Raw genomic sequence first — 25159 nt, 5'->3', positions numbered from 1 at the left:
TCTGATCTCTCCCCGACAGCTCAAACGCGTTCGATGATGGTTGCGGTGCCCATGCCCGCGCCGATGCACAGTGTCACGAGCGCCGTGTTCAGGTCGCGACGCTCAAGCTCGTCGAGAACCGTGCCGAAAATCATCGCGCCGGTCGCACCCAGCGGGTGGCCCATGGCGATTGCGCCGCCATTCACATTGATCCGGTCGTGGTCGATTTCGAAAGCCTGCATGTAGCGCAGCACGACGGACGCGAAAGCCTCGTTCAGCTCGAACAGGTCGATGTCTGAAAGCTTCATCCTGGCTTTCTTCAGAAGCTTTTCCGTCACGTCGACCGGGCCGGTCAGCATGATGGCAGGCTCCGAACCGATATTGGTAAAGGCGCGGATTTTCGCGCGCGGCTCAAGCCCCATGGACTTGCCGGCCTTGCGTGAACCGAGCAGCACGGCAGCCGCGCCATCGACGATGCCCGACGAGTTGCCGGCGTGGTGCACGTGGTTGATGCTCTCAAGCTCCGGATAACGCTGCACGGCGACGGCGTCGAAACCGCCCATTTCGCCCGGCATCACGAAGGAGGGGTTGAGCTGGCCAAGCGCCTGCATGTCGGTGCCGGGGCGCATGTGCTCGTCATGGTCGAGAATGGTCAGGCCGTTCTGGTCCTCGACCGGGATTACGGAGTTCTTGAAATAGCCCTTATCCCAGGCATTCTTGGCGCGTTTTTGGCTTTCCACGGCATAGGCGTCCACATCGTCGCGTGAAAAACCATACTTCGTGGCGATCAGGTCGGCGGACACGCCCTGCGGCATGAAATAGGACGGGATGCCGACCGAAGGATCCATGAACCATGCGCCGCCGGACATGCCCATGCCAACACGCGACATGCTTTCCACGCCGCCGGCTATGACGATCTCGTCCGAACCGCCGGCAATCTTGGCAGCGCCCAGATTGATGGCGTCCAGGCCCGACGCGCAGAAGCGCGAGATCTGCATGCCGGGAGCCGCGTTCGCGTATCGCGCCTCGAAGGCGGCTGAGCGCGGGATCACGGAGCCGGCTTCACCGACCGGATCGACGCAGCCGAAAATTATGTCGTCCACCTTGGCGGTGTCGAGCCCGTTGCGGTCGCGCACGGCTTCGAGAACTTTCGCGCCAAGGCGCACGGCTGGCACCTCGTGCAGCGATCCGTCCTTCTTGCCGCGTCCGCGCGGCGTGCGCACGGCGTCATAAACATAAGCGTCAGCCATATCGGTCTCCCTGCTTTCCGACCCAACGCGGGGTCAAGCGATTGGTTCAAAGGGTTGTGGCAATCTTCTGGCCTATAGTCGAACCGGCCTGCACTGGATGATCGCAGGCTAGAACGACATTTGCGCCTGTTCCAGTCAAAATGCCTCTTCCGGTAGCGCCATCATCGAATCCGCGCCGGTTGAGATGCGCGCAAGATGCGCCCCCGTCTCGGGCATGACGCGCTCCATGAAGTAGCGCCCGGTGGCAATTTTCGCTTCAAGGAACGCAGCGTCGCCGTCTGTGCCGGCAGAAAGCTGCTCCTGCGCGCTCTTCACCATGCGGCCCCACATATAGCCGAGCGCTACCAGGCCCATGAGGTGCATGTAGTCATGGGAGGCGGCGCCGGCATTGTCCGGCTTCTGGACGGCGTTCTGCATCAACCAGAGCGACGCGGCCTGGAGGTCGTTCAGCCCCTTTTTGAGCGCTTTGGTAAAGGGTGCCATGGCGTCATCTTCACGATGTGTCTGGCAGAAGTCGCCGACTTCTTTGAAGAAGGTCTGCACGGCACGGCCACCATTGGCGGGCAGCTTGCGCCCCACCAGGTCGAGTGCCTGAATGCCGTTTGCACCCTCATAAATCATGGCAATGCGTGCATCGCGCACGAACTGGCTCATGCCGTGCTCTTCAATATAGCCATGTCCGCCGAACATCTGCTGCGCCATGACCGCATGCTCGAAGCCCTTGTCTGTCAACACGCCCTTGATCACCGGTGTCATGAGTGCCATGTGATCGGATGCTTTTTCGCGCTCCGTTTCATCCTCGGAGAGGTGGGCGATGTCGGATTTCAGGGCGGTCCAGAGTATGAGCGCGCGGCCGGCCTCGTTGAAGGCGCGCATTGTCATCAGATTGCGACGCACGTCCGGGTGAACGATGATCGGGTCGGCCTTCTTGTCCGGTGCTTTCGGTCCGGTGAGTGAACGACCCTGAAGGCGCTCACGTGCATATTCGACGGCACCCTGATAGGCAGCTTCACCAATGGCATGACCCTGCAGGGCCGACGCCGAGACGCGCCTCGTTCATCATGGTGAACATGGCTTTCAGGCCACCGTTTTCCTCACCCAGCAAATAGCCGGTTGCTTCGTCATAGTTCATGACGCAGGTGGCGTTGCCGTGAATGCCCATCTTCTCTTCGATGGCACCACAGGAAACGGCATTGCCTTCTCCCAGCGCGCCTTCAGCATCGACCATCACCTTGGGGACGATGAAGAGCGAGATGCCCTTCACGCCGGCCGGTGCGCCCTCGATGCGCGCAAGCACCAGATGGATGATGTTCTCGGCCAGATCATGCTCGCCAGCCGAGATGAAAATCTTCTGGCCGGAAATCCTGTAGCTTCCGTCACCATTGGGCACGGCTTTGGAGTTCAAAAGACCGAGATCGGTTCCGCAATGGGGTTCGGTGAGGTTCATGGTCCCGGTCCATGTTCCCTCCACCATTCTGGGCAGCCATTTCTGCTTCTGTTCATCCGTCCCGTGGGCAAGGATTGCGGCGATCGCTCCCTGCGTTAGACCGGGGTACATCATCAGCGCCATGTTGGCGGAGATGAGGTATTCGCTGACAGCCGAATGCACAGTGTAGGGCAGGCCCTGTCCGCCAAATTCGCCGGGAACGGAAAGGCCAAGCCAACCACCTTCGCAATACTGGCGGTAGGCATCTCCGAAACCGCGGGGCGTGGTGACGGAGCCATCTTCATGACGGGTGCAGCCTTCCATGTCGCCCGCCCGGTTGAGCGGCTGCATGACATTTTCGGCAAGCTTCGCGCCTTCACTCAGGATCGCTTCCACAATATCCGGCGAGGCATCGGCAAAACCCGGCAGATTGTCGTGATTGCCATAGCCAAGAACATCGTTGAGAACGAACAGCGTGTCGCGCACAGGCGCCCGGTAGGTCGGCATGAGACTCCTCCAGCTCTCGGAACAAATGCGCGAACGGTCCGTTCGCGCTGTGTCATGTCAACCGATCTAGCAAACTTTGACGTTTGCGTAAACGTCAAAAAAATGCGCAAGCTGAGCTGGTGGGCGCGGGATGACGCGCCCAGACATTTTCATACCTTGGTGTGGAGATGCAGCGTCGCGGACAGGCGGAATGTGGAAAAACCGCACAGCTGTCCGGACGTTTCCTGAATCAGCGCGTTTTGGCCAGATCCATGGCGCCTTCCAGCCTTGATGAAACGTCGTTGATGAACCTCTTGAGTTCGGCAATAGCCTCTTCGAGAGAACGATGCTGTTTTTGCAATCGGTTCATCTGGCGCTCGGACTTGCCAAGCACGAGTTTCAGGAGATCGACATTTGTTTCGTTGTCGGCCTGTCTCGGATCGTACATATCGAGCACTTCCTTGATGTCACTGAGCGGAAAGCCGATCTTTCTGCCAAGCAAAATCTGCTGGAGCCGAAGCTTGTCGGTTTGCGTGTAGAGGCGTGTCATGCCTGCGCGCACCGGTGTGAGGAGGCCCTTGTCCTCATAGAAGCGCAGCGCTCTCAGCGTAACGCCGAATTCACGTGCCATTTCCCCGATTCTGGTGAACTCCCCGGGGCTTTCTGGAGAATCATTCTCCCCGGCAGTCCTGGTGACCGCCTTTGCAATGTTCGTCATGATCACTGTTCCGTATCGAATGGGCATCCCGGCGCAAAGCCGGGGGCATTTGTCCGGGCAGCCTTCAGCAACGATAGAATGACCGGCCCGGATGTGCCTGGACGGCGGGCTTATGCGATGGAGAATGCGGCATTACAAGGGCTCACGTCGAAAATGTGCGTGATCGCTCAACAAACTTCTCATTCAGTTTTTTATCGGATTCTTAATGTTCGGTAACGATCGTTAACCCTGTGTTTACCATGATCGTTGAATTGTGAGGCAGTCAGCACACCGTGCTTATTCGCATTCGTTCCTTGTGGCGCGGCGGGCCTGACCGTGGGTGTCTCTACAGCGTTTGATTTCTGCCTTTCCGGCGTTGCAAGGCTGAAGAGCCCGCGTGGTAAGAACTATCGACGGCCAACCGGCAACGGTGGAGAGGCGGGCGTTCCAATGAACAACAGGCGGTCCTATCTGGAAAACATCAATGCCGGTCGGCGCCGGCGGCCGGGGACCAATGGGTCTCTGGATGAAATCAGCCGAACGCTGGAACAGATGGAGCACCGTCTGGGGCGCGCCACGGGCCGACCCGACCCGATGGTCGAGGAAGACGAAGTGGCGCGGCGTATTCAAGAACTGTCGGAAACCGTGTCTCAATCTTATGGACGGTCACAGGACCGAACGTACAATCCAAGTCGCAGGTCAGCGCCCCGGACTTCGTTCGAGCAGGCGGCGCACGAACTTGAGCGCAGCCGGCGGGAAGAGCGCGAAATCGCATCGATCGGAAGCATCGCCAATGAACTGAAGGTTCTGCGCGACGAACTTCGCGACACGATGCGCTCCGGCCTCAATGACGAGTTCGGTAATCTGCGTCGTGAGCTGGCCGGGATCATGGCTTCCGTCCCCAACAGCGCGCTCAGCCGCGAGCTGGTGGTAGAGTTCGAACGCCTCTCCAGCGCCATTGCGCAACTTGCGGAGCGGAGCGACGACAAAAACGTCAAAATGCTCAGACTGGAAATGGAAGAGCTGAAGGCGTCCATCTCCTCTCTGGCCCGCGAAGACACGCTTCGTGCGGTAGACCAGCGCTGGGATGCACTCGACGATCGCTGGAGTGCTTTCGAGGATCGCGTTTCAAGTGATCTGCGAAAGACCGATCCTGCGATCAGTGCACTGCATCAGCGTATCGAAGAGATTGCCCGGGCTGTAAACGACCTGCCGGAGTCCCTGTCCATTCAGTCCCTTGAGGATCGGGTCCGGACGCTGGCCGGCACGCTGGACCAGCTGCTCGAGCGCAAGCAGCAAAGCAATCCTGAGCTCTATGCCGTGATTGACGAGCGGCTTGATGAAATCAGCCGGGCGATTGCTGCCTCTGCTCCGGAAGCGACCGTGGCGAGCTTCGATCCACAGCCTTTCGAGCGCATCGAAGCGCGTATCTCTTCATTGGCAAATCAGGTCAACGAGCTTCTTTCGGACAGAACAGGCGAGGCGGCGGTGAGCCAGCTGGGCGAGCAGCTCTATTCCCTCTCGCACCGGGTCGACGAGATCGCCCGTCGAATTGACGTTCCGGAACAGACTGTTGAGCGGCTTTCGCGGCAAATGGCAAACATTGCCGAGAAGCTGGAGGCAGCACCAGAGCCCCAGTTCGCAGAGCTCATGCTGCGCGGGATCGAGGATCGTTTCACGCACCTTTCGCAACTTCTCGAGCAGAGGCAGGGAGATGCCGCCGACCAGGCTCGTTCGCTTGTCGAGGAACTGGAAGGCCGGCTACAGGACATCTCCGCGCGCATTGACGCTCGCAATTCCAGCCTGCCCGACGAAACGGGCATCATGGCAACCATTGATGCCCGGTTCAACGAACTTGCAGCGCGTCTGGATGCCAGCGTGGAGGAAAACGGGGGCGGGCATGCGCTGAGAACTCTCGAAGCACGACTCGATGATATCGCCGGTCGGCTTCAGGTGTCCACGCAGCAGGCGTCCACCGTGGATCCAGAGGTCATACACAACCTCGAGGCGCAGGTGCGCAGCCTTTCGGAGCATTTCTCCCGACCCTCTGGGGAACTCCCGGAATTCGATGACATAGCGCCACGGCTTGAAAACATCGAACGCTCCATCCAGGAAAATCGCTCGGCGGTCGTCGAGGCCGCCCGCCATGCTGCCGAGGAGGCGATGGGCGCTTTGGGCAATTCAGCCCAGGCGGAGGCGTTCGATCGCGAGCTGAGAGAAGAACTGAAGGCGCTGGAGACGCTCACGCGGAAATCGGATGAGCGCAACACGAAAACCTTCGAAGCCATTCATGACACGCTCCTGAAAATTGTTGACCGGATTGGCTCGGTGGAAAACGCGTCGGCCGATCGCGCCACCTCCGATGGTTCATCTGTCGGCGGGGCAGTTGATGGCGGAGAAAAGATGGCGCTGTCCAGCGCGCCATCAATTTTTCCTCACGAGGATCCCGAAACATCGGCTCCGGCCCCTGCACAGGAGCCAGACAGGCGACGTTCACCCGCAGAAGCCGCAGCCGCAGCGGCAAGGGCCGCGCTGGATGAGGACGGCCTCTCGCAAAAACAGCCTGCGGGAAAGTCCTCTTTGCTGGGTGGTCTTTCGCGTGTCTGGTCTGCACGGGGCGAACGAAAAGCAGGCGCAGATGCTCTGGAGGACGATGTTTCAGGGGGTGAAGTCAGCACTGTCGTGGACGGAAACCTGGACAATGTCGAACTTGATGCAGAGCGCATCAATGAACCGTTGGTCCCGGGAAGTGGTGCACCTGATCTCAACGCGATCCTGCGTCGTGTGCGCGATGACAAGAAGACGCCGGCTACAGCAGAAACCAATGATGCTGCCAAGTCGGATTTCATTGCTGCTGCGCGGCGCGCGGCCCAGGCGGCAGCAGCTGAAGCTGACATCCTGAAGAAGCGTCAGGGCTCGACAATACAGGATTCCGGCCGGCTTGGCATCGGCCGTTTGCTGAAACGAAGCAAGAAGCCGCTGATGGTGGTGCTTGGAGCTGGCATCGTTGCGGCAGGGGGGTATCAGTTCGGTAAGGACTACCTGAACAGCTCCACCGCCATCCTGGCGCCTGTGGCAAGCGAGAGCTCGGTGGCCACGCCGCAGACAGAACTTGCACAGGCTCCCGGGGAAAGCGCCCAACGCCCGGTGAGAGTGGTCGACAAGGGCGGCGCAGATGACCTGTCGGTTCCACCAAGCTCAAGCGAAACCGTGGAACTGCTCGCCTCGATGCCCGAAGAAGAGCAGCCCAGTCGCGAACCGGCGGCCAAATGGAACGATCAACTTTCTGATGACAGCGTGGCCGTTCGTGCCGACGAGTTGATAACGGAAAAGCCCCAACCGATCTCACTCGATGCGATTCCCGTCGATGCCGGGCCGGTTCCGCTGCGAGAAGCGGCCGCTCAGGGCGATCCCAAGGCGAGCTTTGAGATCGCAACACGTTATGCCGAAGGGCGTGGTACCGCTCCGGACCTCGCCAGGGCGGCGCAATGGTACCAGAGGTCTGCGGAAGCAGGCTTTGCGCCGGCGCAATATCGCCTGGGCGACCTTTACCAGAAGGGGAACGGTGTTGAACGGGATGTGGCAAAAGCGAAAATGTGGTTTCAGCTTGCCGCGCAACAGGGAAACGCGAGTGCCATGCATAATCTCGGCGTCCTGTTTGCTATGGGGGCCGATGGCGCTGCCGACAACAATTCCGCTGCTCGCTGGTTCCTGGACGCAGCCGAGCATGGCGTGAAAGACAGCCAGTTTAATCTGGGTATTTTGTCGGCAAAAGGTCTGGGGGTAACTCAGGATCTGACGGAAGCATACAAATGGTTCGCCATCGTGGCGCAGAGCGGAGACAAGGATGCTGCGGGCAAACGCGACGAAGTCGCCGCTGCACTCTCCCCGGACCAACTGAAACGGGCAAAGAGCAAGACGGCACTTTGGAAAGTGAAGCCTCTTGATAAGGCCGCCAATGTCGTCGAAGTGCCGGAGGCCCTGGCGTGAAAGCCGCGAACTGACCGCCAGCGTCGACATGAAGAAGGCCGTGACGAACATCCAGCTCATCCTAAACCAGCAGGGTTTCGATGCCGGCAAACCGGACGGCATCATGGGCGCCAAAACGAAGAACGCGATCCGGTCCTTCCAGAAGGCCAATGGCATGACGCCCACCGGCGAGGTTGATGAAGCGCTTGTGCGGGTTCTTCTGGAAAAGAACAAGGCAGCAGCGGCGGCCGCACAGTAAAACTCGGCGGGCGGTGGCGGCAAACGCACACCGCCCGGACTTTTGCGTGTTTGGCGACAACTCGGTTTGACTTCGTGATCGTCAGGGCGCAGAACGGAAGCACGCATAACGCTTTAACGCCTCGCCTGGTATCACAGCCGGGCAACAATTATTCGGGTGCCGCGGGTGGGTATTTATCTCCCAATCGCCGAAATGTCCGTCAATCTTTTCGTGCTGCTTGCGATGGGCGGCGCGGTTGGTTTCCTCTCGGGCATGTTCGGTGTCGGCGGCGGTTTTCTCATCACGCCGCTTCTCATTTTCTATAATATCCCACCGGCAATTGCGGTTGCCACAGGCGCCAATCAGGTTATCGCCTCGTCGTTTTCGGGTGCATTGGCCCATTTCAAGCGAAAGTCCCTGGACCTCAAACTGGGCACGGTCCTGCTTGCGGGGGGAATCGTCGGCGCATCGCTCGGCGCTTTCGTTTTCGCATATCTGCGGCGCCTGGGGCAGCTCGATCTTATCGTTTCCCTGCTTTATGTCGCCTTTCTGGGGGTGGTTGGCGGATTGATGCTGATGGAGGCCTTGAACGCCATTAGGCGGGCTCGCGGCGGCCAGTCCGTTTCGCTGCGCAAACCCGGCCAGCACAACTGGGTCCACCGCTTGCCGCTCAAGATGCGGTTTCGGGCCTCAAAGCTTTTCGTCAGCGTAATCCCGGTTCTGGTGTTGGGGGCCTTCATCGGTTTCCTTGCTTCGATCATGGGTGTGGGTGGCGGTTTCATCATGGTGCCGGCCCTGATTTACCTTCTCAAGGTTCCCACGAATGTCGTGATCGGCACGTCCCTGTTCCAGATTGTTTTTGTGGCGGCCTTCACCACCATCATTCACTCCACGGCCAACCAGACGGTAGATGTGGTTCTGGCATTCCTTTTGATGGTCGGGGGCGTGGCCGGGGCGCAATACGGTGCACGAGTGGGGCAGCGGCTTCGTGGCGAGCAATTGCGTGCGCTGCTCGCGCTTCTCGTTCTGGCGGTTGCACTGCGGCTGGGCTTCGATCTCTTCGTTCGGCCCGAAAGCGTGTACTCTCTTTCGATGGGAGGGGTATGAGCAATGCGCTTCGCTGCTCTCGGCATCGTGCTCTTCGTGCTCTCCGCTTCGGCAGGCCACACGCAGGACAGTATTCCTGAGAACATTCAGATTGGGCTCTCCACCGACCAGGTGGCCATCACATCGGATTTCAGTGGTGCGGAGCTTACGATTTTTGGTGCATTGGACAATGCCGATCCACTGATTGCACGGCAGGGGCGCTATGACGTGGTTGTCGTGCTTGAAGGGCCGCCACGCAGCGTGACGGTCCGGAAGAAAACACGTGTTGCCGGCATGTGGATCAACACGGAAGCGATGATCTTCAAGAACGTACCGGCTTCCTATTCCATGGCGCTGACCCGGCCGCCGCAGGACATTACCGCGCCAGACGACTATCGCAGGCTCGCCCTTGGCGCGGACAACCTGCATCTGCAGCCGCTTGATGCCGACGGCGAGCCACGGACGATCGAGGAATTCACCCAGGCGCTGCGTGAGCGAAAAGAAGCGCAGGGGCTTTATTCGGTTCGTGTCGGGGGGGTGCGCTTTCTGTCACAGAACCTCTTTCGCGCATCACTCAGGCTGGCTCCCAACGTGGCGGTGGGCACGCACAGGGCGCGCGCTTACATGTTTCGGAACGGTGTTTTTCTACGTGAAACTTCCGCCCAGCTCACAATACGCAAGGCGGGTCTGGAGCAGCGGCTATACCGTTTTGCGCATGAAAACAGCCTGCTCTACGGCATTGTTGCCGTAATCATTGCCATTGTCACTGGCTGGCTCGGACGGCTGATTTTCCGGAAGGACTGATCAGCGCAGCATGCTGCCGGCAATCGCATAAATGCCCTGTCGACCGAGCATGTAGGCAGCGAGTTTTTCACGGACAAAAAGGCCGTTGAAAGCGCGGTCGAGCACATTGAGCGTGCCGGTCAGGCTGCCGAATGCCGGCATGATGAGCCGACTTCCGTCGCACGCGAAACAGGCCCGACGCACACCACGCCCGCGTCGCACGATGCGCGCGCCTGGGTGCAGGTGGCCGGCGATCTCGCCCGGCCCCGCACCGCGCGCAGGCTCGTGGCGGAAAGTGAGGCCATCAATGGCGATCTCCTGAGCGCAGCGGCCGGGCAGGTCCGGCGGGGGTGAAGGGTCGTGGTTGCCGGCGATCCAGTGCCAGTCGCGCTTACCGATGACCCGGACAAGGTGATCACGGAAAGGCGCGGGCATTTCGGCGGCGCCTTCATCATCGTGAAAACTGTCGCCGAGGCTGATGACCATCTCGGGGTCGTAATTTGCCAAAACGCCTTCCAGCCGCGTCAGCGTAGCAGCAGTGTCATAGGGTGGCAGCATGCGACCCCGCCTGGCATAAGCCGCGCCCTTTTCCAGATGCAGGTCGGAGACGACCATAAGGCTCATCGCCGGAAAGAAAAGCACTCCGCGCCAGTCGCACACGGCCTCATGTCCGGCAATGCGCACCGTCAAAGCGGTGCTCGCATCGGTTGCGGGTGCAAGGCTGTTCATGCCTCAAGCGCCTCCTGCATCAATTCCTCGCCTGAAAGTCGCGACGCTTCGCCAAGCAACGCCTCATTTGCATCGCCGGCCACGGCCTCCTTGCCGATTTCGAGCATGATGGGCACGGCCAGCGGCGAAATGCGACCGAGAGATTTATGCACGATTCGTCCGCGAATGCGCGACAGCATCTCGCCCAGTCTCCTGACATCGAGCAGGCCCTGCGCGGCGTCCGCCCATGTGGCCTGCATGAGAATGTGATCCGGCTCATGAGCCCGCAAAACGTCGTAAATGAGGTCGGCGGAAACGGTCACCTGCCGGCCGGTTTTCTCCTGACCGGGGTGGCGTTTTTCGACAAGGCCGGAAATCAGCGCGCAATTGCGGAAGGTGCGTTTCAAAAGCCAGCTGTCGGCGATCCAAGCTTCGAGATCATCGCCCAGCATGTCTTCGTCCAAAAGAGTGGTCAGGCTGAGCCTGCCGCTCTTCAGCATGGCGCTCATGTCGTTGAGCCCCCATACGGCGATGGCGTAGTCATTGGCGACGAAGCCGAGCGGATGGGCGCCGGCGCGCTCAAGCCGACGGGTTAGAAGCATGCCCAGCGTCTGGTGCGCGAGCCGGCCCTCGAAGGGGTAGAGCACCATGTAGAAGCGGTTGCCGCGCGGAAAGGTTTCGACCAAGAGGTCTTCGCGGCGTGGCAGGACCGACTTGTCGCACTGGATGGAAAGCCATTCGGCGACCTGCGGCGGTAGCGCCTTCCAGCGCTTCGGGTCGGCCAGCATGGCGCGCACTTCGGAAGCCAGATAGGTGGAGAGCGGGAATTTGCCGCCCGCGTAATACGGCACTTTGGCGTCCTCGCCGCCGCCCGCCGAGACAAGACACTCATTCTCGCGAATGCCCTCAAAGCGCAGCACCCGGCCGGAAAACAGGAAGGTGTCGCCCTGGGTGAGCGTTTCGAGGAAATACTCCTCCACCTTGCCGAGCACGGGCCCTCCGCGCGAGGCGTTGCCACGGCCACGCCGCACCATGCGGATGTTGAGCATGGGTGACTCGACGATGGTGCCGACGTTCAGCCGGTATTGCTGGGCAATACGCGGGTTGGCGATGCGCCAGAGCCCGTCCTTCGTCTTGCGGATGCGGGCATAGCGCTCATAGCTTTTCAACGCATAGCCGCCGGTGGCGACAAACTCGACAATACGGTCGAATGTCACCCGGTCCAGCCCGGCATAGGGTGCCGCACTCGCAACCTCGCCATAGAGCACATCGGCGTCGAACGGGGCGGCGCAGGCCGAGCCCAGCACATGCTGCGCCAGTACATCGAGTGCGCCTTCCACCAGTGGCGGCGTGTCCTGCGCCCCAAGATAGTTCGCCTCGAGCGCTGCGCGGCACTCCATCACCTCGAAGCGATTGGCCGGCACGAGGATGGCGCGGCTTGGCTCATCCATGCGGTGGTTGGAGCGGCCGATGCGCTGTGCCAGCCGGCTTGCTCCCTTGGGTGCACCTACATGGACAACGAGATCCACGTCGCCCCAGTCGATGCCGAGATCAAGCGTGGAGGTGGCGACGATGGCCCTGAGGCTGTTGGTCTCCATCGCCTTTTCCACCTTGCGCCGCTGTCCGACATCCAGCGAGCCGTGGTGCAGGGCAATCGGCAGATTGTCTTCATTGGCGCGCCACAATTCCCGGAACAGAAGCTCGGCCTGGCTGCGTGTGTTGACGAAGAGCAGGGTGGTGCGATGTGCCTTGATCGCCTCATACACCTGCGGAATGGCATAGAGCGCGGAGTGTCCGGCCCATGGCACGCGCTCTTCCGTTTCCAGAATGGTGATGTGCGGTTTTGCGCCTCCGGACACGGTCACGATATCGGCCATGGCGCCGGGCCTGCCCTGCGGCACCAGCCAGCGGCGCAGCGCTTCAGGTTCGGCGACCGTCGCCGAAAGCCCGATGGTCTGCAACTCCGGTCGCAGGCGGCGCAGCCGTGCAAGGCCAAGCGAAAGCAGATGCCCGCGCTTGGAGATCACCAGCGAGTGCAACTCGTCGAACACGACGAATTTGAGGTCCGAGAAGAAACGCTCCGCATCGGGCGAGGCGATCAGAAGGGCAAGCTGTTCGGGCGTGGTGAGCAGAATGTCAGGCGGCGCGTATTTCTGCCGCTGGCGCTTGTGGGTGGGCGTATCGCCGGTGCGCGTTTCCATCGTCACCGGCAAATCCATTTCGGCCACCGGCATGTTGAGATTGCGCTGAATGTCGACGGCGAGCGCCTTGAGCGGAGAAATGTAGAGCGTATGGACCCCGCGTCGCGCTTCTCCGGGGCGGGGTTTTGGACGGCTTGCAAGATCGGTGAGCGTGGGCAGGAAGCCGGCGAGCGTCTTACCGGCGCCCGTCGGCGCGATCAGCAGTGCGGAGCGACCGGCCTGCGTACGCGCCAGAAGTTCGAGCTGGTGCGCACGCGGCTGCCACCCGCGTGTGACGAACCATTCGCTGAAGGGCGCTGGCAGGGAAGGCGCGGCAATGCCGTCAATGGGGTGCGTCCGGTGTTCCAAGATGAGCTAGAACTAAACCAGAACACAAAGCACGCCAAGAGGTGCTTTGAGTATCTGCTCACATATCCGAAACAGGTGTGGTGGTTAGACGCTGTCGCTCACCGCGCTCCATGCCGCAGCGCGGCGCAGAATGTCCTGAAATTTTTCGCCCGCCTCTTCCAGCGCGCCGGAATTGTCGATGACCGTTGCGTCTTCCACGGCGAGCTCCTTCGCGTGCGCCCGTTCGAGACGCGCCAGCACTTCCTCACGGGTCTCGCGGCCGCGGCTTGAAAGCCGCTCGGCAAGGACCTCGCGGGATGCGGTCACGATCACGGCAATGACATTGCCATAGCGTTCACGCAGGAGCGGGATGACGGCGCGGGAAACGTTGGCAACGGCCACATGGCTTTCGCGCACAATGCCGTCCACGCTGGCGGGCAGGCCGTATTTCAGCCCGTTCGCTTCCCAGCTTACGGCGAATGCGCCTTTGCTTTCGGCTTCATCGAACTCTCCCCGCGTAAGACAGTCATGGGCCTCGCCGGCACCGTCCATCTCGCGGGTGATGACACGGCGCACGAAGGTGACGTCGCTATCCTGGGGGCCGAGCCGATGGCGCGCATAGTCCATCACCGAATCCTTGCCGGCGCCCGAGGGGCCTGCGACAGCAATGAAGACGCCGTGCCGGATCGGGAAATCCTGCTCGTCGATGACGCGCTCCAGCGTGGCAGAAGACCTCATGCCACCCGCGCTCCCTCGCGCCAGACCGAGCGCACAATCGGCACATGCTCGTCCACCCGCACGCGGATCATGTCGGCACGGCGGCCGGCTTCGAGAATGCCGCGATCATCAAGCCCGACGGCTTCTGCCGGGTTCTTCGAAACCATGGCGACGGCCTGGGGCAGCGAAATGTGCTCCACCGTCTCACCGAGCGCAAAAGCGGCCTGAACAAGGCTGAACGGGATATAATCCGACGACAGAATGTCGAGCGTCTTGCCTTCCGCCAGGCTGCGCGCTGAGACATTGCCGGAGTGCGATCCGCCGCGCACCACATTGGGCGCGCCCATCAGCACCTGCATGCCGGCGTCGCGCGAGGCGGTTGCCGCTTCCTGTGTGGTCGGGAACTCGGCCACGCGCACGCCCTGCGTCGCCGCCTCGTCCACATGCTCCATCGTGGCGTCGTCATGGCTCGCCAGAATGATGCCGTTTTCCCGGCAGATTTCGGCAATGGCGTTGCGATGCCGGCTGGAATAGGTCTGCGACTGGGTGATGCGCTTGTCGCAGAACTGGCGGAAATCCTCTTCCGTCATGCCGGTCTTGTTCATGTAGTAGACCTTGTAGGTCTCGATGCTGGTGAACTGACGCTGGCCCGGCGAGTGGTCCATCAGCGAAGCGAGCTTTACCCGGCTGTCGTTTCTGAAAAGCTCAAACCCTTCCAGGCAATCGGGCGCGGAGACCTCACAGCGCAGATGCAGGAAGTGGTCGGCACGCAGGCGGCCGGCTTCCACGCTGTTCTCGATGGCGTGGCCGAGCTCGCGCATTTCCAAAGCACACAGGTTGCTGTCTTCATCCAAACCGATGCGAAGCGCGTCAAACACGGTGGTGATGCCGGATGCGGCAATCTGCGCATCATGTGCGAGCACCGAGGCGATGGGGTTCCAGCGCACTTTCGGGCGCGGTGCATAGTGGCGCTCCAGATGGTCGGTGTGCAGTTCGACCAGGCCCGGCAGGACGTAATCGCCCTCCATGTCTTCACCGGCAGCGGCATTGCCGGCGGCAATGTCGGCGATGCGCCCGTCGCGGATCGAAATGCTGCCTTCGATCACCTCATCGGGCAGCACGATGCGGGCGTTTTTGAGGACCAGTTCGTTCGTCATTATCAAGCAGTCTTTCTTGTCTTGTTCCAGCCGAGCGTGTGGAAGGATTTCACCTGGAATGGTGCACCCGGCTCCGGCTCGATAAACAGGGCCAGCGATCCGATCTCCAGTGGTTCCGACAAAAGCGGCCCGAAGAAGGCGTCGATGGCGCGTTCCATGCGCGGAGCTTCCTCCTGTGGCACACGCCCGGTCAGGGTCATGTGGAAGCGAAATTCGTCAAACACATAGGGGTATCCCCACTTGTGCAGGTTTTTGAGCTGCGAGGGTGAAAGATTGTCGGGATTGCGCCGTTCGAGCTCGCTGGGAGTGAGCGGTGCCCGAAAGGACTCAAAGTGCTCCACGATGCTGCCGGCCAACGCGTCCAGCCTTTCGGAGCGCTCTTCAGGGACAAGTGCAAAAAAGCCGTCAAGCTTACGCACCACCGCGCGCGGGACCGTCACCGGCTCCATCTGCGCGCAGAACGTCTCCAGCGCTTGGATTAGCGCCTGCTCACTCTGCCGCTCTGCCAGTCGGAACGGCGCTTTCAGCGTCGCATGAAAGCCATAGCGTCGCGCGGCGGCGGTGTGAAACGAGATCTCCGCAGCCGAGAATGGCCCGGCTCCCGCGGGGGTGAGCGCTTCGCCTGTAAAGGCGTCGCGTCCCAGCCAGCGAGCGGCGGCCCGGGCCAGCGGGTCGTCTTGTTCAGGTGTGAAGTAGATTGCGTAGCGCATGAGCTTTTCCTCGCCGATTGCGGTGCAATAGGCGATTTGTGTGACAGGTTGACGAATCCCTCGAAAGGACCGCGAAGGCTATCAGCCAATTTCCGTGACGTCATCATCGCGGTCATTGTCTCCCGATGAGACGTTGCCGAAGCGCATTGGAAATGCCGTCGAATACGAAGACCACCAGCAGGATCAGGATCACCATGTAGGCCACGTTTTCCCAGTCCTGATTTGTGCGCATGGCCTCCCATAGCTTGAGACCGATACCGCCCGCACCCACGGCGCCGATGATGGTGGCAGAGCGCGTGTTGGACTCCCAGAAATACAGAGACTGGCTCAAAAACACCGGCAGCACCTGCGGCACGACGCCAAAGCGCTGCACGGATGACGGCGAGGCGCCGACGGAGCGCACGCCTTCTCGCTGCTTGTCATCGATGTTCTCGAGCGCTTCCGAGTAAAGCTTGCCAAAGGTGCCGGTGTCGGTGAAGAAAATCGCCGAAATGCCGGCCAGCGGCCCCGGTCCGAACGCCCGGGTGAAGAAAAGCGCCCAGATCAGCATGTCCACCGAGCGTAGAAAATCGAAAGAGCGCTTCAAGAGATGGTTGACGAAGCGGTTTGGCATGATGTTGCGCGCAGCCGCAAAGGCAAGCGGGAAGGCCAGAAGCGAGGCGAACACCGTGCCGGCAAACGCCATGACGATGGTCTGAAGCAGCTTCAGCCAGACATCGCCATGCTGCCAGTCGGCATTGTTGACGAAATTGCCCCAGGCAACGGCCAGATTGGAGCGGCCTTCCTCAATGCGTTCACCGAAGAAGATCGTGCCGAGAACCTCGCTGGCCGACATATCCCAATAGGGAGAGCGTGTATCAAAGAAGAAGTTCTCCCAGCCAAGGAAACGACGACGCACCTTTACCTCGTCATCCTCGATTTCCGCGCGGCCGGCGAACCCGAAACGCACGATCACCTTGGCGCCGGGCGCGCGCTGGCTCGCCCACTCCGGCAGAGGTTCACGTGCATTCACGGCTCTCCGTTCCTCGATGTCGAGTTCCAGCGTCTCGCCCTTGTGCGTGACGGTCACGAAGCCCGGCTGAACGCGGATGTGTGTGTCGCCGCCGAAGGAAACATCAGCGCTCACAATGGCTTCCTCACGGGTCACCACCGGTTCCGCCGGTGCGGTGTTTGTGGAGGGATTTTCTGATGGCGCGGAGGGAGACGTCATGGTGCCAAGAAACCCACCGTCGTCTTTCGTAGCAGGTTTCGTGTCCAGCGCGCCGAGGAAGCCGGCGCCGCTGGTTTCGCCGCTGTCGGAGCCTGCTGCTTCAGCGGTCGTCGCACTGCGGCGTTCGACTGTCGCTGTTTCAGTCACCACCCAGTTCGGTTTCGGATCGTCTCCCAGTGGAGAGAAGCGGGGAAAGGAAACGTCCAGCGTATCGCCGTCATATTCGATATCAGGACGTATTTCATAGGAAACCCAGTCGGCCAGATAGCTGCCGGCTATTTCCCAGTTGCCATTGGAAATGACCTGCCCCATGGCAAAGAGCCACCAGGCAAAGACCATGTAGAGCGCGACGGCTGCGATGATGAGTGCAGCGCGAAAGCGCTCAAGCAGCGGGCGCTGAAAAACATCTGCATGGCGCGCGACGATGGCGCTGGCTTCGGTTTCGGTCATGATCAGGCTCCCCGGCCAAATTCAAATGCCTGCCTGCCGACGAGGCGCCCGCGCAGCCAGGCCGAAAACTGGTCGACCGCGACGATGGTGCAGAACAGGAGGAGGATGATGGCGAGCGTCTTTGCCTCATGCGTTCGACTGATCGACAGGCGCAGTGCCTCGCCGATACCACCGCCCCCGACCGCGCCGATGATGGTGGAGGCGCGCACATTGATCTCGAAACGCAGGAGCGCGTAGCTCAGGAAGTTGGGCATGACCTGTGGAACGATGGCGAACCAGACACGCTCCACCCAGTTCGCGCCGGCAGCACGCAGGCCTTCCTCGGCCTTCATGTCGGCGTTTTCGACCACTTCGAAGAACATTTTTCCGAGCGCGCCGACCGTGTGGATCGAGACTGCGATGATCGCGGGTACCGCGCCGATCGACAGGATGGCGAGAAAGAAGCCTGCGATGACGATCTCGGGGAAGGCGCGCAGCAGTTCCATGAAACGGCGCACGAAGAAACGCAGCCAGCGCCGCGTTGTCAGGTTCGATGCGGCGAGGAAGCACAGAATGAAGCCAAAGCCGAAGCCGATCAGTGTGGAAACCAGCGCAATGTTGATGGTCTCCAGCATCTTGTAGAAATATTCGGGCAGATAGAACGTATCGGTGAGATAAATCCGTCCATCGGGATAATTGTATTTCAGGCTGCCATCGTCATAAGGCGAGGGCAGGTCGAACAGCGCGCGCCAGATTTCCCAGCCATCGCGCGGCAGCATCTGCCCCACGAAATCGAACAGATAGGGCAGTCGGTCGAAGAACTTGCCGGCGTTCGATTCATTGGCAAACCAGAGCGAACCGCTCATGGCGAGAACCATGAACACGATGCCGCCAATGGTGTAGAGCCGGCGGCGTCCAGCCAGTTCGCGCCAGTGGCGCTCCACGGCCTGGCCGGCTTCGGAAAGAAGCGGGGAATGGGTCGTTGCTGTCATGTCTGGCACGCCTGTGTGACAACGCCGCCGGCAGGAGCCAGCGGCGTGTCAGATTGCGGGAAAGGGATCAGGAACCGATCTTGGAGCGGCGGGCGTCGATGATCGGCTCGTAGAATGCCGGGGTCACTTCGGTGTAGCCCTTGTAATCGCCGCCCTGAATGGCTGCGAAGCACTCCGGATCGGCTTCCGGCATTTCCATCATGAAGGTCTTGAACTTGTTCTTCATGTCGGCGTCCATGGAGGTGCGGACCACGACCGGACCATTCGGGATCAGCGGCGACTTCCAGAGCTCAACCAGATCGTCCATGTCGAGAATGCCCTTCTCGACCATCTTGTGCAGATTGCCGGAGGTGTAGCCGTCGGAGAATTCGCCAACGCCCGAAGCCCAGGTTGTGCCGGCGTCGAACGTGCCCTTCACCACTTCGAGAACCAGGTTCTCGTGGCCGCCGCCGAAGCCGGTCTCGCCGAAGAACTCTTCAACCGAAGCGCCGACTGCCTTTGGCAGTGTGACGGCGGGAACGAGGTAACCGGAGGTGGAATCCGGGTCGGCAAAGCCGAGCTTCTTGCCCTTCATGTCTTCCAGCTTGGTGATGCCGGAATCCTTGCGGGCCACCATGACCGAATGATAGCCGGTGGAGCCGTCGGTCTGAACCGTGGTGAGGATCGGCTCAACGGCCTTCGGATCTTCCAGATAGACCTTGGCATAGCCAGAAGCGCCGAGCTCGGCATAATCGAGCGTGCCGCCCAGCAGGCCCTGGATCACGCCGTCATAGTCGGCAGCCGGGAACAGAGCGACCTTCTCGACGCCCAGAACCTCGGGAAGCTTGTCGACCATGCAGGAGAAATTGCGCAGGCGGTCGGCTTCGTTTTCACCGCCGAGAATGCCGATGCGGAACTCTTTCAGGTCTTCGGCCTGTGCGCCGCCGACCATCAATGCGGTGAGCGCAACGGCGCCCATAAGAGCTTTCTTGAACATGACGTCTCTCCATTTGGGTGCCGGCCTTGCCGGCGGGTTTTCAGACAGGTGGAGCCCGTTACGCGGGCCAGGCGATCTCGTTGATCAGACGGCGGCGAGCGCCGGTTGCGCCTGACCGGTCGATTTCCTTGCCGGCTGTGGAGCCGGGATATCGATGCTGGTTGAGGTGATGGCCTCGGAGAGCTCCGCGCCTTCCTCACCGCCATAGATCGTCCGCACCGCTTCGCTGGTGAGCGCCTCCGGCGGGCCGTCGAAAACCACCGCGCCCTTCGCCATGCCGACAATGCGGTTGCAATAGGCGCGCGCCGTGTCGAGCGTGTGCAGGTTGGTGATGACGGTGATGCCCTCGCGGGCATTAATATCGGCTAGTGAGTCCATCACCACCTTGGCGTTGAGCGGATCGAGCGAGGCGATTGGCTCGTCGGCGAGGATCACCTTCGGCTCCTGCATGAGTGCGCGGGCGATCGCCACGCGCTGCTGCTGGCCGCCGGAAAGGGTGCCGGCGCGCTGCAGGGCGGTCTGGGCGATGTCGAGACGCTCGAGCGCGGCGATGGCGCGGATGCGCTCTTCGCGGGTAAACATGTTCATCAGGTTCAGAACGGTGGAGCGATGGTTGAGGCGTCCAAGCAGGACGTTGGTCAGCACGTCGAGACGCGGCACCAGATTGAACTGCTGGAAAATCATGGCGCAGTCGCGTTGCCAGCGGCGAAGCTCCGCCCCCCTGAGAGCCGATACCTCTTTGCCCTGAAACGAGATCGAGCCTTCGGATGGATCGATCAGCCGGTTGATCATGCGCAGAAGCGTCGATTTGCCGGCACCAGAGCGACCGATGATTCCGACCATCTGGCCCTGTTCGATTTCCAGCTCCACGTCGCGCACGGCCGTGTTCTGTCCGAAGCGTCGGGTAACCTGTCGAATTTCAAGCATGTGCTTTTCCCGTCAAACGCCTTCGTGAGGCTACGTCAGGCGTTGGTTCGCCTTTGTGGCCTCACCGCCTAACGGGTGAGCATGAAAGCTGGATGTCGTTCAGATGACGGTTTCTTGACGGTCCACATGCATGCGCCGCCTGGTTTCTTTGGCGTGGGGCAGTTCCAGAAGGCCGGCTGATTATTTTGATTTATTGAAAGAAGAAAGATTTTACTTGTATTTTTTTGAATATGGGCCTACATAGGCAACATCAGGCGCCGATCTGGCGCGGGACGTCCTGCAAGATATGTGGTGAGGTCCCCGGGATGGTACCTGAACTTTCCCTGATGGATTGCGTGGTGACCATGAAGGTACCGGCACCCGTATTGAGGTCAGGCACGAAGGGAGCGGGCTCAGGCCCGCTTTTTTTGTTTTTCGCGCCGTGGGCTTGCCGGAAGAGTGTTTCCGTTCGCAGTCAGAGTCTTCGTCGTTCATTTTTTGCCTTGAACAAGCCATAGTTGCCGCGCATAATAGAAATATCGTTATTCGGGCCTGACTTGGCTTCGTGCGGCGTCAAGACGATCGACCCGCCAATCTCTTTCCTGAAATCGATGTTTGTTGCATTCCGCGCAGTGCGGTTTGCGTGTTTTTGGTCGATAATTGAAGGATCGCCATCATGCCTACAGGTAAAGTTAAGTTTTTCAACGGTCAGAAGGGTTTCGGGTTCATCGAGCGCGACGACGGTGAAAAGGATGTGTTCGTTCACATCAGCGCCGTGGAACGCGCCGGAATGAGCGACCTCGCTGAAGGTCAGCAGGTTTCGTTTGAACTTGAGACCGGTCGCGACGGACGTTTGTCCGCCGGAAACCTGCAGTCCGCCTAAGCGGTTTCTGTAAGCTGTTTCAGCCCGGAGCGCCCTGTGGCGCTCCGGGCTTTTTTGTGTCTGAGCACCCTGCAGCTTCCTGAATGAGAGCACTTCTCATATGAAGCCGAAAGGTTGTGAATATAATTGCCAGACTGCAGGAGGAGGGGGGCATGTCACGCTTGGTAAAGGGCAGCTGCCTGTGTGGAGCAATCAGGTATCAGTGCCGCGGAACGCTTGAGGGTTTTTTTCTCTGTCATTGTTCCCGCTGTCGGAAGGATACGGGTTCAGCTCACGCTGCAAATCTCTTTTTCACGAATGCAGAGGTGACCTGGCTGTCGGGGCGGGACCATTCCAGAAACTATCGGGTTCCCGGAACACGGCATGAGAAAAGCTTCTGCACCGAATGCGGAGGCGCTGTCCCCTGTCTGCAGATGGAGGGCAGCCTGGTCGTGGTTCCTGCAGGTAGCGTGGATACGCCCCTGGATGTTCGGCCCGATGCGCATGTCTGCCATTCCAGCCGAGCGGGCTGGGATGATGACCTCAATGAGGTGCCAAAGATTGATGGCCTCCCAGGTTAGATCGCCTCATCCTTTCAGGCAAAGTCTCTCTTTTGCGGCTTCGTACTCGGCTGCGAGCCGATCCACGAGCGCTGCCGAGGAGGTGATCTCGCTGACCGCGCCGACGCCCTGGCCGCTGCCCCAGATGTCACGCCAGGCCTTTGCGTCCGCGCTGGCGAAGTTCATCTTGGAGGGATCGGCTTCCGGCAGATTGTCGGGGTCCATGCCGGCTTTGACAATGGAGCCCTTGAGATAATTGCCATGCACGCCGGTGAACAGGTTCGAGTACACGATGTCGGCTGCGCGTGAGGAGACGATCATCTCCTTGTAGTCATCTGGAGCACGAGCCTCGTGCGTTGCGATGAACGGGGAGCCGATATAGGCGAGGTCAGCGCCCATGGCCTCGGCTGCAAGCACCGCTCCACCATTGGCGATGGCACCTGAAAGAAGCAGCGGTCCTTCGAACCATTGACGAATTTCCTGCACCAGAGCGAAAGGCGAAAGCGTGCCTGCGTGCCCACCGGCGCCTGTCGCAACGGCAATCAGCCCGTCGGCACCCTTCTCTATGGCTTTGCGCGCATGCCGGTCATGAATGATGTCATGCAGAACGATGCCACCATACGAATGAACAGCCTGATTGACCTCTTCGACCGCTCCGAGTGAGGTGATCACGATCGGCACCCTGTGATCCACGCAAACCCGCAAATCATGCTCAAGCCGGTCGTTCGAGCGATGCACGATCTGATTCACCGCAAATGGAGCGGAAGGGCGGTCGGGGTTGGCCGTATCGTGCGCTGCCAGCTCTTCCCTGATCTGCGAAAGCCATTCGTCGAGCTGTTCCTTCGGTCGGGCATTGAGCGCTGGAAACGAGCCCACGATGCCGGCCTTGCATTGGGCAACCACAAGAGACGGGTTCGAGATGATGAACAGCGGTGCGCCGACCACGGGCAGGCGCAATGTGTCGAAGATGGCCGGAAGTGCCATGTGCAACCCCTCTCAATTGACGTATTCGTAAACGTCAAATCTTCTAGCCCATCTGCCCCCCGGTTGTGAACCCTCGACGCGTTTTTTGCTTCGGCCGTCTCCTCACCCGGTTGCGGGGCCGTTGTGGCGTCGGTCCAGAAAGGCTCGCATGGCTGCCAGACCTTTATCAATGCCCCGGCGCCCGAAGCCGATGCGGAAACGCTCGGCCGGCGCCTTCATCAGCTCCGAACGATAGACCGAAGCTGGTAGAAGCAGCACACCCTGCTGTTCAACAAGGTCGCGGCAGAAGGCTTCCACGCCATCAGCCCCCTTGTAGAGCGGATAGGCCACGCAGCCGCCATCCGGTGGGGCCCAGTCGAAGAGATCGGGATAGTCTGCAAAAAAGGCGTTCATTTTCTCCAGATTTTCGACGATCAACGCCCGGTTGCGTGCGAGAATCTGCTCCTTCACCGAGAGAGCCATCACTGCCAGCCGCTCGCTCGGAGCCGAGTTGCAGATGGAGAGATAGTGCTTGTAGCGCTCGAGTTTCCCGAGAAGTGCAGCGTCGCGGCTGGCAATCCAGCCAATGCGCAGGCCGGGCAGACCATAGGCCTTGGACATCACATTGAGGGAGATGCCTTTTTCATAGGCTTCAGCCGCCTGCGGCAGGCGCCTGGCCTCGTCCCGCTCAATCAGGCGATAGACCTCGTCGCTGAACAGGTAGAGGTCATGTTCACGGCAAAGTTCAATCAGCGCCGCAAAATCCTGATGGGGAATCAGTGCGCCCGTCGGGTTGTTGGGCACATTGATGGAGACGAGCTTCGTGTTGGGGCCGGATGGCTGCGCGCACCGCGTCGAGATCAAGCCGCCAGTTTTCATTTTCCAGCAGCGGCACACCGGTCACCGCACACAGGCCAAGGGGCACCGTCTCGGCTGCCTGATAGTTGGGGACCGAAACGATGGCATGGTCGTCCGGTGAGAGCAGAACCCGCATTGCGGTATAAATGCCTTCTTCTGCTCCCGCGAAACAGAGGATCTCGCGCGCAGAAAGGCCGTTATAGGTTGCCGCGATCGCTTCGCGCAGATCGGGTGCCCCCCAGGTCTCCGTATAACCGAGCCACAAACTGTCGAGCTCTTTGCGCGCGTCAGCACCTGCCATCTCGGTCAACTCGCCCACAGTCATGCTTTCCATGTCGGAGGCTGTCATGTGATGGCGGGCGTTAAACTCCCAGCGGGAAAAATGAACCTCCAGTGCAAAGTCGCGCATTCGCATCCCTCTATCGGCTGTATCGAAGGGAGCGATACGGTTCCCCGGCTGATTTCGTAGGAAAATCCGATTGTTCACTCCTTGTTATCACCGTTGATTGCATACTCACCAACGGTTAACCATAGGACACGACAGGCAAAGAGGGCAGCCAGCCTTGGACGCGATAGAAAAAGCCATAAGAAAGGCTTTCGCAAAGGGAGACGCGAGCAAGCGACCCTTTCGTGAGAAAGTCTACCGTTCCGCCTTTGCCGCACTTGAGCGCACGCTCGAAGCGCGTGACGATCTTTCCGACAATGTGAAACTTGCCCGACGCGAGGCTCTGAAAAAGACGATCACCGAGATCGAGACAGAGTTCGTTCCGGCTGCACCTTCACCGCAGCGTGCGGGAACCGAGGCGGCAGTTCCGCCGGTGCAAAGACCGGAGCGGCGCCGGCGGGAGCCGCCCTCTCCATCCGTTGAGCCGCAGCGGCCCCGTGCTCCAGAAGCTCAGCCGGAGAGGAATGATTTCGCTCCCAGAATCGACCCGAATGATCGGGGATTCGCGGGCGCAGCCGCTCAAGACGATGGGGTGAAACGCCGCATTCGTGAAAACGAGCGAAGGCCACGCCGTCCATACGCGATGCTGTTTCTGGTGGCGACCGTGGTCGCCTTTGTGGGGCTGGGGGTCTGGTGGACGCTGTCCAGCGGGATACTTCTGTCCGGTTCGCAACGTGATACCAGCGTACGCAACCCGCCCTTGGCGTTTGAGGAAGAGGATTATTCGGCGGGTGACGAGGCTCTGTCAGGGGCGGGCGGTGGTAGCCGGGCCGTTGGCGACTGGATTACCGTATTCGACCCGAATGACCCGACCACGGTTTCGACCCCCGATGGCGGGCAGGTCGATGTGATACGCAACGACAACAGGGCTTTCCTGCGGGCAAGCACCTCGACGGCGAGATCCGGAATCGCTTTCGACGTGGGGCAGGGGATTCTGGAGAGGCTCTCCGGACGCAATGCGATTTTCAGCATCGAAGTGCGATCGCAGGATGGCGAGGAGACCCAGCTTTCGCTCTCCTGCCGATTTGGCGCTCTGGGTGGCTGCGGCCGCACTCGCTACGTGGTGGGTCCAACACGCTCAGACTATCTGTTTGAGGTCAAATTTCCCGATATCTCGCCGAATGGCGGCGGGACGATCACGCTCGTTCCGGATGCGACGGGTGGGGGGCGTGCAATCGATGTCTTCTCAATCCGCGCGGCGGTAGCCACGCAATAGACCGGTTG

At 60.4% G+C, this 25159-nt stretch carries 19 protein-coding genes and 2 pseudogenes; 7 read left to right on the top strand and 14 right to left on the bottom strand.

Annotated features, from left to right (window positions below):
* Positions 1 to 20: 20 nt before the first annotated feature.
* From AB2N04_RS18980 to AB2N04_RS18970, 3 genes and pseudogenes are all read right to left on the bottom strand, one after another.
* Positions 21 to 1229 carry an acetyl-CoA C-acetyltransferase gene (locus tag AB2N04_RS18980; protein ID WP_367716277.1) on the bottom strand — a complete coding sequence of 403 codons (1209 nt, stop codon included), beginning with the start codon at positions 1227 to 1229 and terminating at the stop codon, positions 21 to 23.
* A gap of 135 nt (positions 1230 to 1364) precedes the next feature.
* Positions 1365 to 3162 (bottom strand): annotated as a pseudogene (locus AB2N04_RS18975) (acyl-CoA dehydrogenase C-terminal domain-containing protein).
* A gap of 229 nt (positions 3163 to 3391) precedes the next feature.
* Positions 3392 to 3859, bottom strand: coding sequence for a MerR family DNA-binding transcriptional regulator (locus AB2N04_RS18970; RefSeq protein ID WP_367716275.1), 468 nt, complete (start codon positions 3857 to 3859; stop codon positions 3392 to 3394).
* 429 nt (positions 3860 to 4288) lie between these two features.
* Here AB2N04_RS18970 and AB2N04_RS18965 point away from each other — a divergent pair, with 429 nt between their 5' ends.
* From AB2N04_RS18965 to AB2N04_RS18950, 4 genes are all read left to right on the top strand, one after another.
* A complete protein-coding gene (locus AB2N04_RS18965) occupies positions 4289 to 7828 on the top strand; it encodes a peptidoglycan-binding protein (RefSeq protein ID WP_367716273.1) in 3540 nt (1179 codons plus the stop codon).
* The gene (locus AB2N04_RS18960) at positions 7797 to 8066 is read left to right on the top strand and encodes a peptidoglycan-binding protein (RefSeq protein WP_367716271.1); all 270 of its coding nucleotides are present in this window, start codon (positions 7797 to 7799) and stop codon (positions 8064 to 8066) included. Before AB2N04_RS18965 ends, AB2N04_RS18960 begins: the two co-directional genes overlap by 32 nt.
* A 165-nt stretch (positions 8067 to 8231) precedes the next feature.
* Positions 8232 to 9152: a sulfite exporter TauE/SafE family protein gene (locus tag AB2N04_RS18955; protein WP_367716269.1), complete on the top strand. Its 921-nt coding sequence runs from the start codon at positions 8232 to 8234 to the stop codon at positions 9150 to 9152.
* 3 nt (positions 9153 to 9155) lie between these two features.
* Complete coding sequence (locus tag AB2N04_RS18950; RefSeq protein ID WP_367716267.1) at positions 9156 to 9935, top strand: TIGR02186 family protein; 780 nt, start codon at positions 9156 to 9158, stop codon at positions 9933 to 9935.
* Here AB2N04_RS18950 and pdeM read toward each other — a convergent pair whose 3' ends face one another.
* The 9 genes from pdeM to phnC all read right to left on the bottom strand — a co-directional run bounded on the left by pdeM (position 9936) and on the right by phnC (position 20268).
* The gene (gene pdeM / locus AB2N04_RS18945) at positions 9936 to 10643 is read right to left on the bottom strand and encodes a ligase-associated DNA damage response endonuclease PdeM (RefSeq protein ID WP_367716265.1); all 708 of its coding nucleotides are present in this window, start codon (positions 10641 to 10643) and stop codon (positions 9936 to 9938) included. It lies immediately after the preceding gene.
* A complete protein-coding gene (locus AB2N04_RS18940) occupies positions 10640 to 13171 on the bottom strand; it encodes a ligase-associated DNA damage response DEXH box helicase (RefSeq protein WP_367716263.1) in 2532 nt (843 codons plus the stop codon). Before AB2N04_RS18940 ends, pdeM begins: the two co-directional genes overlap by 4 nt.
* An 84-nt stretch (positions 13172 to 13255) precedes the next feature.
* Positions 13256 to 13888 (bottom strand): phosphonate metabolism protein/1,5-bisphosphokinase (PRPP-forming) PhnN, encoded by a 633-nt coding sequence (phnN, locus tag AB2N04_RS18935; protein WP_367716261.1) that lies wholly within the window; start codon positions 13886 to 13888, stop codon positions 13256 to 13258.
* Positions 13885 to 15024 carry an alpha-D-ribose 1-methylphosphonate 5-triphosphate diphosphatase gene (locus AB2N04_RS18930; protein ID WP_367716259.1) on the bottom strand — a complete coding sequence of 380 codons (1140 nt, stop codon included), beginning with the start codon at positions 15022 to 15024 and terminating at the stop codon, positions 13885 to 13887. The genes phnN and AB2N04_RS18930 overlap by 4 nt, the downstream gene beginning before the upstream one ends.
* A 2-nt stretch (positions 15025 to 15026) precedes the next feature.
* Positions 15027 to 15734, bottom strand: coding sequence for a DUF1045 domain-containing protein (locus AB2N04_RS18925; RefSeq protein ID WP_367716257.1), 708 nt, complete (start codon positions 15732 to 15734; stop codon positions 15027 to 15029).
* 112 nt (positions 15735 to 15846) lie between these two features.
* Positions 15847 to 17394: a phosphonate ABC transporter, permease protein PhnE gene (gene phnE / locus AB2N04_RS18920; protein WP_367716255.1), complete on the bottom strand. Its 1548-nt coding sequence runs from the start codon at positions 17392 to 17394 to the stop codon at positions 15847 to 15849.
* Positions 17395 to 17396: 2 nt separating this feature from the next.
* Complete coding sequence (gene phnE, locus AB2N04_RS18915; protein ID WP_367716253.1) at positions 17397 to 18365, bottom strand: phosphonate ABC transporter, permease protein PhnE; 969 nt, start codon at positions 18363 to 18365, stop codon at positions 17397 to 17399.
* 67 nt (positions 18366 to 18432) lie between these two features.
* The gene (gene phnD / locus AB2N04_RS18910) at positions 18433 to 19341 is read right to left on the bottom strand and encodes a phosphonate ABC transporter substrate-binding protein (protein WP_367716251.1); all 909 of its coding nucleotides are present in this window, start codon (positions 19339 to 19341) and stop codon (positions 18433 to 18435) included.
* Positions 19342 to 19425: 84 nt separating this feature from the next.
* Entirely contained in the window at positions 19426 to 20268 is an 843-nt protein-coding gene (phnC, locus tag AB2N04_RS18905) for a phosphonate ABC transporter ATP-binding protein (RefSeq protein ID WP_367716249.1), read from the bottom strand.
* Positions 20269 to 20923: 655 nt separating this feature from the next.
* On the opposite strand from phnC, the gene AB2N04_RS18900 reads away from it, so the two are divergent.
* Both AB2N04_RS18900 and AB2N04_RS18895 read left to right on the top strand, forming a co-directional pair.
* Positions 20924 to 21130 (top strand): cold-shock protein, encoded by a 207-nt coding sequence (locus tag AB2N04_RS18900; protein WP_367716247.1) that lies wholly within the window; start codon positions 20924 to 20926, stop codon positions 21128 to 21130.
* A gap of 152 nt (positions 21131 to 21282) precedes the next feature.
* The gene (locus tag AB2N04_RS18895; protein ID WP_367716245.1) at positions 21283 to 21690 is read left to right on the top strand and encodes a GFA family protein; all 408 of its coding nucleotides are present in this window, start codon (positions 21283 to 21285) and stop codon (positions 21688 to 21690) included.
* A gap of 6 nt (positions 21691 to 21696) precedes the next feature.
* On the opposite strand, the gene AB2N04_RS18890 is transcribed toward AB2N04_RS18895, so the two are convergent.
* Together AB2N04_RS18890 and AB2N04_RS18885 are read right to left on the bottom strand one after the other, a co-directional pair.
* Positions 21697 to 22653, bottom strand: coding sequence for an NAD(P)H-dependent flavin oxidoreductase (locus AB2N04_RS18890; protein WP_367716243.1), 957 nt, complete (start codon positions 22651 to 22653; stop codon positions 21697 to 21699).
* Between the two features lie 102 nt (positions 22654 to 22755).
* Positions 22756 to 23899: pseudogene (locus tag AB2N04_RS18885) on the bottom strand (aminotransferase class I/II-fold pyridoxal phosphate-dependent enzyme).
* A gap of 154 nt (positions 23900 to 24053) precedes the next feature.
* Between AB2N04_RS18885 and AB2N04_RS18880 the strand changes: the two are divergent.
* The gene (locus AB2N04_RS18880; RefSeq protein WP_367716241.1) at positions 24054 to 25151 is read left to right on the top strand and encodes a hypothetical protein; all 1098 of its coding nucleotides are present in this window, start codon (positions 24054 to 24056) and stop codon (positions 25149 to 25151) included.
* The last annotated feature ends 8 nt before the right edge of the window (positions 25152 to 25159 follow it).

The organism is Nitratireductor sp. GISD-1A_MAKvit (assembly GCF_040819555.1).
Lineage (GTDB): Bacteria > Pseudomonadota > Alphaproteobacteria > Rhizobiales > Rhizobiaceae > Nitratireductor.
The sequence above is the reverse complement of the archived record's forward strand: the minus strand, read 5'-3'. Positions and strand labels throughout refer to the sequence as shown.

What these genes read in the sequence shown, in the direction of transcription:
- AB2N04_RS18980 (WP_367716277.1), bottom strand. Translation starts at nt 1,229, where the DNA reads ATGGCTGACGCTTATGTTTATGACGCCGTGCGCACGCCGCGCGGACGC.
- AB2N04_RS18950 (WP_367716267.1), top strand. Translation starts at nt 9,156, where the DNA reads ATGCGCTTCGCTGCTCTCGGCATCGTGCTCTTCGTGCTCTCCGCTTCG.
- phnN (WP_367716261.1), bottom strand. Translation starts at nt 13,888, where the DNA reads ATGAGGTCTTCTGCCACGCTGGAGCGCGTCATCGACGAGCAGGATTTC.
- phnE (WP_367716255.1), bottom strand. Translation starts at nt 17,394, where the DNA reads ATGACCGAAACCGAAGCCAGCGCCATCGTCGCGCGCCATGCAGATGTT.
- AB2N04_RS18930 (WP_367716259.1), bottom strand. Translation starts at nt 15,024, where the DNA reads ATGACGAACGAACTGGTCCTCAAAAACGCCCGCATCGTGCTGCCCGAT.
- pdeM (WP_367716265.1), bottom strand. Translation starts at nt 10,643, where the DNA reads ATGAACAGCCTTGCACCCGCAACCGATGCGAGCACCGCTTTGACGGTG.
- phnC (WP_367716249.1), bottom strand. Translation starts at nt 20,268, where the DNA reads ATGCTTGAAATTCGACAGGTTACCCGACGCTTCGGACAGAACACGGCC.
- AB2N04_RS18970 (WP_367716275.1), bottom strand. Translation starts at nt 3,859, where the DNA reads ATGACGAACATTGCAAAGGCGGTCACCAGGACTGCCGGGGAGAATGAT.
- phnD (WP_367716251.1), bottom strand. Translation starts at nt 19,341, where the DNA reads ATGTTCAAGAAAGCTCTTATGGGCGCCGTTGCGCTCACCGCATTGATG.
- AB2N04_RS18895 (WP_367716245.1), top strand. Translation starts at nt 21,283, where the DNA reads ATGTCACGCTTGGTAAAGGGCAGCTGCCTGTGTGGAGCAATCAGGTAT.
- AB2N04_RS18960 (WP_367716271.1), top strand. Translation starts at nt 7,797, where the DNA reads ATGTCGTCGAAGTGCCGGAGGCCCTGGCGTGAAAGCCGCGAACTGACC.
- AB2N04_RS18890 (WP_367716243.1), bottom strand. Translation starts at nt 22,653, where the DNA reads ATGGCACTTCCGGCCATCTTCGACACATTGCGCCTGCCCGTGGTCGGC.
- AB2N04_RS18925 (WP_367716257.1), bottom strand. Translation starts at nt 15,734, where the DNA reads ATGCGCTACGCAATCTACTTCACACCTGAACAAGACGACCCGCTGGCC.
- AB2N04_RS18900 (WP_367716247.1), top strand. Translation starts at nt 20,924, where the DNA reads ATGCCTACAGGTAAAGTTAAGTTTTTCAACGGTCAGAAGGGTTTCGGG.
- AB2N04_RS18965 (WP_367716273.1), top strand. Translation starts at nt 4,289, where the DNA reads ATGAACAACAGGCGGTCCTATCTGGAAAACATCAATGCCGGTCGGCGC.
- phnE (WP_367716253.1), bottom strand. Translation starts at nt 18,365, where the DNA reads ATGACAGCAACGACCCATTCCCCGCTTCTTTCCGAAGCCGGCCAGGCC.